Source organism: Xanthomonas sp. NCPPB 2866 (genome assembly GCF_041475745.2).
Lineage (GTDB): Bacteria > Pseudomonadota > Gammaproteobacteria > Xanthomonadales > Xanthomonadaceae > Xanthomonas > Xanthomonas arboricola.
This window is the reverse complement of record NZ_CM192975.1, coordinates 1951471-1965311: the sequence shown is the minus strand read 5'-3', so window position 1 is coordinate 1965311 and position 13841 is coordinate 1951471. Positions and strand designations below refer to the sequence as shown.

Sequence of the window (13841 nt, the reverse complement as noted above, 5' to 3'; positions counted from 1 at the left end):
CCGGATCGCCTGCGAATGCAGTTGCCTGACCGCGAAGCGCGGGCGCCGGGTAACAGGGCTGCTGGCTATGATGAACACCGCACTGGCAGCGCCTGCATGACGATGGCTTCGACCGCTTCGCTCGACCCCGCTTCCGCCACCCTGCACATCGCCGCGCGGATCGACCGGCTGCCGGCCAGCGCCACGCTGTGGCGGCTGGTCGGCCTGCTCGCGCTGGGTGGATTTTTCGAGTTGTACGACCTGTTCCAGACCGCCTACATCAGCCCCGGGCTGATCCGCGACGGCATCTTCGCCAGCGCTGCCGATGGCGCGTTCGGCATGTCCGACCAGGCCGCGTTCGCGGCGGCGACATTTCTGGGCCTGTTCGTCGGCGCCGCCCTGTTGAGTCCGTTCGCCGACCGCTTCGGGCGCCGTCCGGTGTTCACCTTCGCCCTGATCTGGTACACCGCCGCGACCGTGGCGATGGGCCTGCAGCACACCGCCACCGGGGTCATCGTGCTGCGCTTGGTGGTCGGGATCGGCCTGGGCATCGAGCTGGTCACCATCGACACCTATCTGTCCGAACTGGTGCCGCGGCATATGCGCAGTGCGGCGTTCGCATTTGCGTTCTTCGTGCAGTTTCTGGCGGTGCCTGCGGTAGCGCTGACTGCCTGGCTGCTGGTGCCGCATGCACCGCTGGGGGTGAGCGGCTGGCGCTGGGTGGTGCTGCTGAGCGGGGTGTTTGCGCTGGCGATCTGGTGGCTGCGCAGCCGGTTGCCGGAATCTGCCCGCTGGCTGGCGGCGCAGGGACGCCATGCCGAAGCCGATGCGGTCTTGACCCAGCTCGAAACGCGCTGCGTGCGCGATCTGGGTGCGCCCCTGGCCGCACCGCAGGTGGCCGCCCCCTCGCCGGCCGGCGACATGCAGACCGCGATGTTGTGGCGTGCGCCGTATCGCGGGCGCATCGGCATGCTGGTGGTATTCCATATCTTTCAGGCGATCGGCTTCTTCGGCTTCGGCAACTGGTTGCCGGCATTGATCTCGGCGCAAGGCACCGGCGTGACCAGGAGCCTGGCCTATTCCTTTGCGATCTCGCTGGCCTACCCGCTGGCGCCGCTGCTGTTGCTGCGCTTTGCGCAGCGCTGGGAGAACAAATGGCAGATCACCACATCGGCCCTGGGCGCAGTGCTGTTCGGCGTGCTGTTTTCGCTGCAGCATCAGGCGATCGGCATGGTGCTGTGCGGGGCGATGATCGCGTTCTGCAATGCCTGGATGAGCTTTGCCTATCACGGCTATCAGGCCGAGCTGTTCCCCACCGGCTTGCGCGCGCGCGCAGTGGGCTTTTGCTATTCCTTCAGCCGTCTTTCCACGGCGGTGAGCAGCGTGCTGATCGGTTGGCTGCTCGCCCAGGTCGGCAGCCAGGGCGTGCTGGCCTTTATCGTGATCAGCATGTCGATCGTGGCCAGCGTGATTGCGCTATTGGGCCCGCGCACGCGCAATCGGGCGCTGGAAGAGATTGCCGGCTGATCGCGCTGCCGACGCGAGTACGCCATCTGCCATCACGCGTCTGAGCGTGCAACCGCATCGGCGTGGGCAGCGGTCTGCGCCGCCACTGCGGTGCCCAAGGCAACCGTGCGATCGGCCACTGCGGCCAGGCTGGTGCGATGCGAGACCACCACCAGCACGGTCTGCGGCAGGCGTTGCCGCAGCATGCACAACACCTGCTGTTCGGCCTCGGCATCCAGTGCGCTGGTGGCCTCGTCCAGCACCGCCAGGGTCGGCTTGCGCAACAGCACCTGCGCCAGCAGCAGGCGCTGCGCTTCGCCACCGGACAGGCGCCCATCCGGGCCGTTGATCGGGGTATCCAATCCCTGCCCGGCGCGCTGCAGACGCGCGCCCAGGCCGACGTCGGCCAGCACCTGCCACATGCGTGCATCGCTGGTGCCGGGCAATGCCCAGTCCAGACAGGCGCGGACCGTGCGCTGCCACGGCCGCACCCCCTGGCCGAGGTAGGCGCCATGCCGCACCAGGGCGCGATACGCGGCAAAATCCAGCCGGCGCCCGGCCATGTGCGCGGTGAACTGTGCAGGCGGGGTCTGACCCGAGAGCACGTCCATCAGACTGCTCTTGCCGATGCCGGAGGGACCGACGACCAAGGTCAGCTCGCCGGGCAGCAACAGCAGCGGATCGAGAGCGAGCCTGGGCAACGGCGGTGCCAGGCCGATGTGTTCGAGATGCAGGGCTGCCGGCAACGGTTGTGCCGGTGCGGCCGACACCGGTGGACGCGTTGTGCCCAGCGCCACATAGCGCCACCACAGCTGCAACGCCGGCCAGGCCGAGCGCAGTTGCTGCACGCTCTGCCGGGTGCTGACCAGATACGGCAGTAGGCGCCCGAGCAGCAGGCTGACGGTGATCAACGCAGCGCGGTCCGCGCCCTGCCACAGGTTGGCCAGCACCAGGATGCCGGCGATGGCAGCCACTGCGGTGGCCTCGAGCATCAGCCGGCTGCCCGCCACCAGCGCCTGCTGCTGCGCATAGCCCTGCCCCAACCGAGCGGAAATGCGCTCGTAATCGCGGGTTTCCAGCGCTTCGCGCTGAAACGAACGCACATGCCGCAGGCGACGCGGGAAATCTTCGCTCAGCCAGAACAGCTGCGTCATGTCGGCCACGTAATCGCGGCTGATGCGCGCCTGGGTGTCGCTGCTGGAGATGCGCAAGCCCAGCCACGCCAGTGCCAGCAGCAACGGCGTCGCCATCAGCAACGCGGGGGCGATCATGACCGCGATGCAGATGCTCACCAAAGCTGTCATGCCGGCCACTAGCAGCTGCAAGGCCGCACTGAAGCCCTGGGTGGCGATCTCGATATTGTAGGTCAGCACATTGGCGATTTCCGCCGAGCTGGCACCGGACAGCGCCGGCAGCGGCGCATCGATCAGCGCCGCATGCACGCGCTGCCGCAACCCGATCGCGTAGCGGCTGGTCAGCCGTGCGGCCAGCCGTGCGCCATGCCAGCGCAGTGCGGCAAACACCAGGCTGACACCGGCAAACAGCGCCACCTGCATTGCCAGACCAGCCGGTAACGCCAGCGCGTAGCCGGCCAGGCGGACGGCATGACCAGGCTGCACCAGCGGCACCAGGCTGACCGCGACAAGGCTGCCGGCCAGTGCGGCCAGCAGCGACAAGCCGACATAGAGTGCGATGGTCGAGACATCCGCCGGCACCAGCGTGCCGACGAAATCGCGCCACAGCGCACGCATGGGTTTGCGATCTGCAGTAGCGCGTATCTCAGTCACGCCTGACGCTCACTGTGGAATACGGCATGGCGTCGGCCCGGCAGGGGACGCACCGCTGCCGCGCTGCCGGCGCGCTCACCGCAACACCTGCAGCAGCGCGTCCAGCGCGGCCTGCGGGTGCGCCCCGCGGCGCAGGGTGAACATGCCGATGCGCTGTACCTGTTGGATAAAGCGCTGCCAGCCCGGTTGCCCGGCCGCATACGGTTGATCATTTGCGAGGCAAGCGGCGATGCGTTCGGCGGGCATTGCCAGCAATGGCTGCGCGGGATCGCTCGCCGGCGTTGCCGACAGCATCACCACTGCACACAGTTGCAAGGGCGCGCGCGCCAGCTGCGCACGGCCGTGGCGGATGTCGATCTCGAACTTTTCCACACCGCTGCGGCGGCGGATGGTTGGCGAGGCGCTGATCCACGCGCGGGTGTCCGCATCGACCAGGCCCAGCGCGTCGGCGCGCAGATGCAGGAAATTGGCAACGCCGGTGGTGAGCAGACTCTCCGGCGCCACGAACACGCCGTCTTCGGCGATGAAATCCAGGCCATGCAGCAGGCTGTGCAGCGCCAGGGTCGATTTGCCGGCGCCACTGGCGCCGAGCAACAGCACACAGCCTCCCTGCCGGCCCACGCAGGCGCCATGCAACGGCACCAGGCCCATGCCGCGTGCCGCCAGCAGGAACACCGAAAATTCGATCAGCTCATAACGCACGTGATAGGCGTGGGCGAGCATGTCGTCGGAAACCACCAGCATGGCGCGGCGCGCGGGCACCGACAACATCAGGTAATTGCAGGCATCCATGACGCCGCACAGCAATCCGCCGCTGGCATGGGTGCGCACCGGTGGCGGCGCTGCGCTCGAAGACGCGTGACCACGTGCCACCAGATCCAGCGTGATATGGAATTCCGGCGCACCCGGCAGGCGATGCGCGGGCAGGCCGGCGTAGGCAAGGTCCACCAATGCCAGCAGCGCCTCGCTGTCGCTTTCGAAGTGGAACAGTGCGCCGAGGATCTGCCGGCGCACGCACTGCCGACGCGGCCGATGTTCGCCGAACGGATCTGCTGCCACTGCCGCCGCATCCGGCGCGCCAGTGCGTGCGTCATCGCCCACCGGCATCAATTGCGCCAACGCAGCCGACTGCGGCATGCCCTTCCACCCATTGCATCGATCAGCCGGTGTGTGCCGAACGGCACCAGAAAGGTTGCCGCATCCACATCGGCACGCGTGCCCAATGCACGCCAACGACGGCATGCCGATCGGCGCAACCAAAGCCACCTGCATCCGCACCTACTGCCGAGCCGAATGCCGGTGCCTGCGCACGCCGCCGCTGCGCGCACCTGGCGACAGAACGAGAGCCTTGTGCAGATGCTAAAGATCCAGGTCAGTCATTCGTATTTCCTGCGTTACGACCCCAAGCAATGGGAGCGCGGCAAGCCGTATCCACCGCTGGCAACGCTGCAGGTCGCGGCATTGCTGCGCGAGCGTGGCCATGCACTGAGCCTGTTCGACGCGATGCTGGCCGACGACGTGCAGGACTACACCGGCGCCTTGCACGCTGCGCAGCCGGACCTGGTGGTGTTCTACGAAGACAACTTCAACTTCCTCACCAAGATGTGCCTGAGCCGCATGCGCGAGGCGGCCTGTCAGATGATTGGGCAAGCGCTCGCGGCCGGCTGCCGCGTGCTGGTCGCCGGCTCCGATGCATCCGACAACCCAGATGTGTTTCTGGCTGCCGGCGCGCACGCGGTGTTGATCGGCGAAGGCATTGCACCACTGCTCGAACTGGTGGCGCGCGTCGAACAAGATCCCATCATCGATACAGACGCCTGGCTCGCGGGCGTTGCACGTATCGCCGTCAGCCCAGCTGCTGCAGCACACGTGCATCGTGGCGCACAACCGCCGGACGCGCGCCTGAGCGGCCTGCCGGCCTGGGACCTGGTCGACATGCCGCGCTATCAGCGTTTCTGGCGGCAACGGCACGGCTATTTCAGCCTCAACATGGCCGCCTCGCGCGGTTGCCCGTTCCGCTGCAACTGGTGCGCCAAACCGATCTGGGGCAATCACTACAAGCGCCGCGATGCGGAAGACGTGGCTGCCGAAATGATCCATCTCAAGCGCAGCTTCCAGCCCGATCACCTCTGGATGGCCGATGACATCTTCGGCTTCCATATCGAGTGGGTGGAAACCTTTGCGCAGCGCCTGAGCGACGCCGATGGCGCGATCCCGTTCACCATCCAGACCCGCGCCGACCTGGCCAGCGAGCGTATGGCCGCTGCGCTGGCACGCGCCGGCTGCGCCGAGGCCTGGCTGGGTGCCGAAAGCGGTAGCCAGCGCATCCTGGACAAAATGACCAAGGGCACCGAGGTTGGCGAGGTCATCGCCGCACGCCGGCGCCTGGGTGCGCACGGGATCCGCGTGGGATTCTTCATTCAACTCGGCTACCTGGGCGAAGAACTCGAAGACATCCTGGCCACGCGCGCACTGGTGACGCAGGCCAAGCCGGACATCATCGGCGTCAGCGTGTCCTATCCGCTGCCCGGCACCAAGTTCTACGAGGAAGTGAAAAACCAGCTGGGCGGCAAGACCCATTGGCAGGACAGCGACGACCTGGCGATGATGTTCCATGGTGCGTACGACTCGGAGTTCTACCGCAGCGTGCGCGATCTGCTGCATACGCAGGTGGACCTGCAACAGGCGCGCGCCACGCTGGGCGCCGATGCGTTTGCACAGGCCTCGGACACGCTGGAAGCGCGCTGGTCCGCCTTGATCGCCAGCGAACGGCAACATCGCACCGCGCCGCTTGCCGGCGCTGCCGAACGCCAACCGCGCCAGTTGGCCAGCGTGCTGGTCGGCTGACGCGCAACCCGCCGACCTCACTTCCCGACATCACGTTGCCTTTCTCGGAATCTCCGCCGCATGCAGCCTTCCCTTCGCACCATCAAGCACGGCCTGCAGACGGCCACCGAACGGCTGGCCCGGGAATTGGCGCAGCCCGGCGAGGCGGTGCCGCAGTGGGACCGGCTGCAATGGCAGCTGGCCGCGGCCGCGGCGGCCGCGCATGGGGTGTCGCCGCTGCTGCAACGCCGTTCGCTGTGGCAGGACGCCGACTGGACCGCGTTCCTGCACGAGCAACGTAGCCATGTCGAAGACCGCCATCGGCGCATCGCGCTGCTGCTGACGCGCATCGACGCGGCGGCGCGTGCGGCGGGCATCGCCCTGGTCGGTCTCAAGGGCACCGCCTTGCATCGGCTCGGCGTCTATCTGCCCGGCGATCGCCCGATGGCCGATATCGACCTGCTGGTGGCGCCGGAGGATGCGCCCGTGGCGGCGGCACTGTTGTGCGAGCTTGGCTACGTGGCCTCCTTCGAACAATGGAAGCACCAGGTGTTCAAGCCGCTGCAGGGCGAGGCGGTTGCGGGACTGGGCGAGCATCGCGATGCGCCGATCAATCTCGAGCTGCATACCCGCATCCAGGAACGCCTGCCGCTGAGCAGCGTGGACATCACCGCGCGCATCCTGCCGGAGCGTCCGCAGCCGGGATTGAACCCCTACCCGTCGGTCGGCGCGCTGATGTGCCATCTGCTGCTGCATGCGGCCGGCGGCATCTGCCAGCGCAGCATCCGCCTGATGCATCTGCATGACCTGGCATTGCTGGCCACGCGCATGGGCCTGCGCGACTGGGAACAGTTGTGGGACGACCCGGCCATGGCACCGTGGTGGGCGTTGCCGCCGCTGCTGCTGTTGCAACGCTATTACCGCAGCGTGGTGCCGCCGGCGGTGATGGCGCGGCTGCAGGCCGATTGCCCGCGCCTGCTGCGCATGCGTGCGGCCCGCCAGACCCTGACCACCGCCTCGTGTTCCAACCTGTGGTTGTCGGCCCTGCCCGGCATCGAATGGTCACGCTCGCTGGGCGAAGCGCGGCAGTACCTGCGCAACCGGGTGGTGCCGTCGGCCGAGAGCCGCAAGGAACGTGCCGACATGCTGCAGACCCAGTTGTGGCTTCAGGACCAGCCATGGGTGCGGCAGACCCAGCTGCGCCGGGTGATGACGCGCCTGACCCGGCCGGTGCCGCGCACCGACATGCTGTATGTGGTGCGTGCAGCGCTGGACGGCTATCTGCAGCCAGTCTGAGCGCGGCTGACAACGCTGCTGCGCTCACTGCCGCACCGGCGCGGCCGATGCCCGGAGGCGGCAGGTATCAGCCGCACAGTCCGATTCCGGGCGCGCCGTCCGCATCCATCCATCGGCCGATCGCGACGTCTTGTTGGTGATTCCAGGACTGCAGCAGGCGTGCACAGGCTGCCGCTTTTCAGCCGATCGCCCTTGCGAGGATGTCACCAGGTTCGGCCTGGCAGCCTCGTTGCTGCACCGCGCGTATTGCATGGCAGCCGATGCAGGCTGCGTCCCCTGCGAGCGCAGTCAGCGCAGCGGACGCGCCTCGCACAGTTGCCGATACAGCTGCTCGAACAACCGCGTGGTCAACGCCGCGTCCTCGCGTACCGCACGGCATTGCGCTGCCCAGGCCAGGCGCAGGCGCAACTCGTCGTCGGCCAGGACCTGGCGGACGGCTTCTGCCAGCCCGGCCCAGTCGCCCGGCGGTACCGCGAGCGCACACACCGGTGCCCACTCGACCAGATGCCCGACTGCGGTACCGACGGTGGGCACGCCGGCGACCGCCGCTTCCAGCAGCACCAGCGGGCCGGCTTCGTGCAAGGACGACAGCACCAGCAGGTCGGCCGTCTGCATGATCGGGCGCAACTCGCGCTGGGTCTTGAAACCGAGAAAACGCACCTGCCCGCCCAGGTCCAGCTGGTGCACCAGGCGCTGCATGGCGCCTTCCAGCGTATCGACGCCGACCATGTCCAGGGTAAAGGCGACACCGGCGCGTTTGAGCGCCGCCATTGCCTGCAGCAAGGTGGTCTGGTCCTTGACCGGATTGAGGCTGGCCACATGCAGCAAGCGGGCGATGCCGCCGCTGCGTGCACGTGGCGCGGCCGGCGGCCAGGCCCGCAGATCTACGCCCAGCGGCACCCGCTGCGCGTGGATGCCGAGCGCCGTCAGCGACTCGAGGATGGGCGCGCTGGCCGCAGTGACGCGGTCGGCCAGGCGCAGGATCACCGCTTCGCGTAAACGCCCGCGCCAGCGCTGCCGGCCGCCGTAGCCGATGCCACGCAACGCGACCAGCTCGCCACCGGCGATATGCACCACGCTTGGACGACGCAACAGCCTTGCCGCGGCGACCGCGATCAGACTGCAATAGCCGGAAAAGATCGCCTGGATCACATCGAAGGGAGCACGCCGGTGTTCACTGGCAATGGCGGCGATCGCGCGCGTGCGGGTGCGCCTGGCGCCGATGTTGTGCACGGTGGCGCCGCGCAATGCCCAGGTACCGGGCAGCGGCTCCTGGTGCAGCACGAACACATGCACCTGGTGATGGCGCGCCAGCCATTCGATCAGGGTCAGGAACACCGGGATCACGCGGACCTCGCCGCTGCGGTCCACGCCGCCCGGGACCACCAGGGCCAGTTTCATGCGCCCCGCCCTGGCGCGGCCAGCAACCGGGTGTACGCATGCTTCCAGCGTTTCCCCACTGCGGCAAACGACAGCCGTGCATCGAAATGCGCGCGCACCTGTGCGCGGTCGGGGCGTTGCCGGAAGAGCCGCAACAGCAGTTCCGCCAGGGCCGAGGCATCGCCCACCGGCCACAACGCGCCGACTGCGCCGCCATCGCTGAGCGCACGAAAGGCCGGGATATCGGTCAAGAGCGGCAAGGTGCCGCAGGCATAGGCTTCCACAGCCGCGTAACCGCAGCTCTCCGCATGGCTGGCGGAGACGAACAGGTCGCAGGCACGCAACAGCGTTTCCACGCGCGCATGCGGCACCTTGCCCAGTAGCTGCACGCAGCGCGCCAGCGACGGATCGGCGCGCAGGCGTTGCTGCACCTGCTCCAGCAACGGCGCCTGGTCGAACACGCACCACAGCCGCAGGCCCGGCAACACGCGTGCGGCCAGGGCGACGGCATCGAGCACGCACAGCGGATCCTTGGCCGCGCTCAGATGCCCGACCCACAACACGCAGGGGTCGCCATGCAGGCGGGTGTGCTCGCGTGCCTGCAGGCGATCGCCCGGCGAGCAGCGGCTGCTCGATTCGGGAATCGCAAACAGCTGCGTCCTGGCCTTGAACAGGCGCGCCTGTGCGAACGGCTGCGCCATGTCTAGCGAGGTGAACGCGATCCCGGCGGCGGCAGCGTAGCGACGCCGCCACACACTCCGGGCCCACCAGCGCGGCGGGCGGTTGGCGTGATCCTGCAGCAGGATCGGCGTATGCGGCAGCAGGCGGGCGAGACGGCGTGCATCGCCGGCAAATTCCAGACCGTGGACGTGGACCACATCGGCGCCGATCTCGCGCAGCATCGCCGCAAGCAGCGCTGCGCGCTGTGCACTGCCGCGCGCACCCAGCTCGACGAAACGGTAGTCCACGCCCTGGCGGGTGAGCCGCAGGTTCAGTGCAGAGGCCTGGACCACCGCCACGCGCACCCCGGCGCTGGCGACGGCCTCGGCGATATCGGCCAGCGATGGCCATTGCGCGAACACCTGCTCCGCCGTCAGGCCGGCCGGCGTCGGCACCAGGTTGAGTTGTGCCACCCGCAAGCTCATCACAGCGACCGCGCCCGGATTGCACGGCCTGCAAGCGCGATCGGGCCACGTGCCGCGCACCGCGCGGCGCGCAAACGGCAAGGCTTGCCCGCGGCCGAGGTGCTGCAGGCACATGCCAGCATGGCCGCCACGGCGCTCACGCAATGCGCCGCAGCCGCAACACCAGCGCGACCGGCACCTGCAGCGCGGCCTGATCGAACCGTGCACCGGGCGCGATGTCGGCCGGGTCCAGCATCGGCTCGGCCACTGCTTCGATCTCCATTCCCAGCGCCGCACAGGCCGCATGCCAATGGCTGTAGAGATGTTGCGTATGCCGCACCGCGTACTGCCGGCCATCGGCCTTGAAGTCGCGCCGCCAGCCCAGCGCATGCCCGATCGGATGCACGTCGCTGCACAGCACGATGCCGCCGACGCGGGTGACCCGATGCAGTTCTTCCAGCGCCGGCCATAGCCGCTGCAGATGGCCGACCACCAGGCCGCAGACGCTGAGATCGGCCACTGCATCGCCCAGTGGCAGTTGCTCCAGGCTGCCCTGTTGCAGGTGCATGCGCGCCGCTGGCCAGTGCTGCGACAGCTCGGCGTGCGCACGCTGCAGCATCTGCGGCGACAGATCCACGCCGGTGACCTGCAGCGCGCCGCGCCGCAAGGCATGCAGCATGTAGCGGCCACTGCCGCAGCCGGCGTCCAGCACGTGCTGGCCCTGCAACACGCTCGGCATCAGCGCGAGCATGGCGCGCTCCTCGGCCAGCATCACCGGATTGTGCGCATGCGGCGGATACGCCTGCGCCCACAGCGCATACGCCGCTGCCGGCTCCAGCGTCGGCACTGTGCTCACGACAGCGCACCGCTGGCGGCCATGGTCACGCCGGGCCGGTGCGCAGCCTGCGCCAGGCGCTGCAGGCCCGGTTCCAGTGCCAGCACTGCCGGATCGGCCAGCGTGGCGTCGAGCAGCTTGGGGCGGCCATCCAGCAGTACCGGCACGGTCTGGACGCCTGCAGCGTCGAACCAGCCGGCAAAATCCGGGTCGGCGATACGCGGGACGCCATCGCGTATCACCGCGCGCAGGTCGCTGCGTGCGCAGCCCACCACGCTGTCGGCCGGGTCGCCACCGCGGTCGCGCACGATCACCAGATCCGCCTCCGCCCCTGGCGCCAGGCGTCCACGCGTGGCCATGCGCAGGATGCGCGCCGATTGATGGGTGACCAGGCCGAGCAACAGATCCGCGGCCAAGCCGCTGCTGGCGGCGATGCGCAGTTCTTCCAGCAGATCGCGCGAACCGCTGACGCGCGAATCGTTGCCCAACGCGAGCCGGCCCGCCATGCACAGGCGCCAGGGGTCGAGCGTGCGACCCAGCAGCGCAAGATTGCTCGACGGGCACCACACCACCGCCGCGCCGCGTGCGATCACCTGCTCGATATCGTACTCGCCCATGCCCACGCCGTGGATCAGCACGCTGTTGGAGGCCAGGCAACCGAGCCGATCCAGTTCGTCCAGTTCGGCGGCCGCCACCGCGTCGGTGCCTTCGGCCAGGTGGATCATCCAGGGATGCTCGGGCGAGGTAGCGGCAAAGCTGCCCTGCACCGGTGGGCCATAGCCGGTCCATCCCAGTGCATAGCTCCAGCCGAACTCGCGCAGCAGGCCAACCGGAAAGCTGGCCTCGTCCAGGGTGGCGTGCCACGGGTCGTGCTGCGCCACGCAGGTGACGCCGGCCAGCAGATTCTTCAGTCCACCGTGACGCAGACGCACCGCCTTGGGCACGCGCAGGGCCGCGGCCACCTCGGGATGCTGGAAATGCGCCTGGAATGCCTCGATCCACGCATAGCTGTTGGGAAACGCCGCGCCCTGCGGCAGCGGCGGCACGCAGTTGACCTGCAGATGATCGTGCGCATTGATCAGGCCGGGCGCTAGCACATGCCCCTGCAGGTCCAGCCGCAGGCTGCGCGTGCCAAGCGTGCCGCCGAAGCGCCCTGCACGGATGGTCAGCGGCGCGCGCGAGGGGCCGGCCAGGGTGATCGAGCGCGCGCCCTGCAGACAGACATCGGCCATGGACATCGGCGTCTCCACTCAGCGCTTGCGCATCACGATCAGGAAGTGGTCGCCCATGTCGCGCAGCAACGGCAGGCCGCCCAGCCGGTCGTCGCACTGCCCCAGGCGCGCGGACAGGCGCGGATGCCGTTCGCAAAAATCCACCAGGTACGGCGGCGGCAGGAACAGGCTCAACGCGCAATAGCGGTCCAGGACGAAGTGCTTGGCGAAGGCGCGGTAGAACTCGCGCGGCAGGTGGTACCAGGTCCAGATGGTGTGGCCGTTCATGCCCACCGCGGTGACCCCGCGCGCGGCGCGCACCGCGGCGCGTTTGAACCGCCCGCGCACGCCGTAATGGCCAATTTCCCAGGGGCAGATGCGCCCGATCACCGAGAACACCAGGCAGCCATCGGCGCGCAGCAGACGCGCGCATTCGGCCGCCACCGCCGGCAGATCCGGCGCGCAGTTGAGCGGGCCGAAGTTGGAATACATGCCGTCGAAGCTGCCCTGCAGCTGGTCGAGCTGCTGGATGCCGACATGGGCCGCGCTCAGGCGCTCTTGCAGGCCCTGCGCTGCCGCGCGATGGCGGGTGCGCTCGACCATCGCCGGCGACCAGTCGGTGGCCAGCACGTGGTAACCGCGACGTGCGAATTCGCCGGCATCCAGGCCGGTACCGCAGCCCAGGTCCACCAGATGCGAGCCCACCGGCAGCTCGGCCGCGACAGTGTCCCACAACGTGCTGCGCATGCGCTGGATCAGCGCGTTGTTGCCGCGTGGGCCGTCGTAGTCGGGCGCAACGCTGTCGAACGCGCGTTGCGTCTCCAGCAAGCGCTCAGGGGCCACCGTGCCACCGCGCGCCGCATGCTCATTGACCACCGACATGCGCAGCCTCCCACACCGATCCAGCTGTTCTCACGACACTCTCCAGGCGCGACACCGCCAACGCGGCATCGCTTGATTGACCGGTGAGTGCCTCGCGCAGGCGGTTTGGTTGCAGCGTGGGCAGCCTTGCGCACGTGCTGCACGGCGCTGCGCAGATCAGCCGGCAGCGCGCGGGGTGGCCACCGCGCGGCGCCGCCATGCATTGCGCAACACCGCCGCCAGCACCGCCAGCCCCGCCCCGCCGAGCAGGCCGGCGGCCCAGGCGGTGACGGCATTGGGAAACGCCTGCTGCTCGGGCACGTACAACGGCCACGCCAGCGAGGTCTGATAGGTGTAACGCGTGGTCAGGCGGGCAATCAGATCGTCGCGTTCGCTCCTCAATGCGCGCACGGTGGTGTTGCTGTCGGTCAACAGCACGCCTGCCAGAACCTGGGCCGGCGTGGCCGCGGCGGCGCCCTGCCCGGCCTGCACCTGCTGCTGCAACCGATCGCGGTTGCGGATTGCCGCGCGTAGATCGTCGGTGAGGCCTTGCAGGCGTGTACGCGCCAGTGCGAGCGCCACGGCATTGGTGTCACCGTGCAGGCCCTGCAAGGCGCTCACCGTCGCCATCGCCAGCTTGCGTGCCTGCGCCGACGATTCGCCCCGGATGGTCACCCCGATCAGATTGGCATACGGGTCCGGGTCCGGCTTGAGGCTGCCGCGGTACAGCTGCGCAGCGCGGCTTTTCAGCGGCACGCCGGCCTGGCGCAGCACCGCATCCTGGAACAGCCGCGTCTTCATGCGGTCGATCACGCGCTGGAACGGTTCGACCTTGGGGTCGCGCCCGGCCGGCGTGGGGCCGATCTCGCCGACCTGGATCCAGGCGGTGGCCTCCCACTGCGGCCGGGCCAGGCGGGTGAAGGCCAAGGTCAGTGCTAGCACCACCAGCAGTGCGGCCAGCGCCCAGCGCCATTCGCGGCGCAGGATGCGCCACAGGTCGATCAGATAGATATCGTCGTGTTGAGTCATGGTGCAC

11 protein-coding genes are annotated in these 13841 nt (G+C 68.7%); 3 read left to right on the top strand and 8 right to left on the bottom strand.

The genetic code is table 11. The features are described from left to right. Positions 1–102: 102 nt before the first annotated feature. On the top strand, positions 103–1506 hold the full coding sequence (locus ACCQ04_RS08510) for an MFS transporter (protein ID WP_372358777.1): 1404 nt from the start codon (positions 103–105) through the stop codon (positions 1504–1506). 32 nt (positions 1507–1538) lie between these two features. Here the strand turns inward: ACCQ04_RS08510 and ACCQ04_RS08505 are convergent, their stop codons facing one another. Then, positions 1539–3236, bottom strand: coding sequence for an ATP-binding cassette domain-containing protein (locus tag ACCQ04_RS08505; RefSeq protein ID WP_372358738.1), 1698 nt, complete (start codon positions 3234–3236; stop codon positions 1539–1541). A 111-nt stretch (positions 3237–3347) separates the two neighbouring features. Beyond that, positions 3348–4409 carry a phosphoenolpyruvate carboxykinase (ATP) gene (locus tag ACCQ04_RS08500; protein ID WP_372358737.1) on the bottom strand — a complete coding sequence of 354 codons (1062 nt, stop codon included), beginning with the start codon at positions 4407–4409 and terminating at the stop codon, positions 3348–3350. 156 nt (positions 4410–4565) lie between these two features. Between ACCQ04_RS08500 and ACCQ04_RS08495 the strand changes: the two genes are divergently transcribed. Together ACCQ04_RS08495 and ACCQ04_RS08490 are read left to right on the top strand one after the other, a co-directional pair. Next, a complete protein-coding gene (locus ACCQ04_RS08495; protein ID WP_372358736.1) occupies positions 4566–6119 on the top strand; it encodes a B12-binding domain-containing radical SAM protein in 1554 nt (517 codons plus the stop codon). 60 nt (positions 6120–6179) lie between these two features. Further along, positions 6180–7394: a nucleotidyltransferase family protein gene (locus ACCQ04_RS08490; RefSeq protein ID WP_226426435.1), complete on the top strand. Its 1215-nt coding sequence runs from the start codon at positions 6180–6182 to the stop codon at positions 7392–7394. A gap of 288 nt (positions 7395–7682) precedes the next feature. Here the strand turns inward: ACCQ04_RS08490 and ACCQ04_RS08485 are convergent, their stop codons facing one another. The 6 genes from ACCQ04_RS08485 to ACCQ04_RS08460 form a co-directional block, all read right to left on the bottom strand. Further along, a complete protein-coding gene (locus ACCQ04_RS08485) occupies positions 7683–8795 on the bottom strand; it encodes a glycosyltransferase family 4 protein (RefSeq protein ID WP_226426436.1) in 1113 nt (370 codons plus the stop codon). Continuing rightward, positions 8792–9919: a glycosyltransferase family 4 protein gene (locus tag ACCQ04_RS08480; RefSeq protein ID WP_226426437.1), complete on the bottom strand. Its 1128-nt coding sequence runs from the start codon at positions 9917–9919 to the stop codon at positions 8792–8794. The genes ACCQ04_RS08485 and ACCQ04_RS08480 overlap by 4 nt, the downstream gene beginning before the upstream one ends. A 136-nt stretch (positions 9920–10055) precedes the next feature. Further along, positions 10056–10754 (bottom strand): class I SAM-dependent methyltransferase, encoded by a 699-nt coding sequence (locus ACCQ04_RS08475; RefSeq protein ID WP_226426438.1) that lies wholly within the window; start codon positions 10752–10754, stop codon positions 10056–10058. After that, complete coding sequence (locus ACCQ04_RS08470) at positions 10751–11971, bottom strand: amidohydrolase family protein (protein ID WP_226426439.1); 1221 nt, start codon at positions 11969–11971, stop codon at positions 10751–10753. Before ACCQ04_RS08470 ends, ACCQ04_RS08475 begins: the two co-directional genes overlap by 4 nt. 12 nt (positions 11972–11983) lie before the next feature. Beyond that, a complete protein-coding gene (locus tag ACCQ04_RS08465; protein ID WP_104574166.1) occupies positions 11984–12826 on the bottom strand; it encodes a class I SAM-dependent methyltransferase in 843 nt (280 codons plus the stop codon). A gap of 156 nt (positions 12827–12982) precedes the next feature. After that, complete coding sequence (locus ACCQ04_RS08460; RefSeq protein WP_226426440.1) at positions 12983–13834, bottom strand: Wzz/FepE/Etk N-terminal domain-containing protein; 852 nt, start codon at positions 13832–13834, stop codon at positions 12983–12985. Positions 13835–13841: the final 7 nt, after the last annotated feature.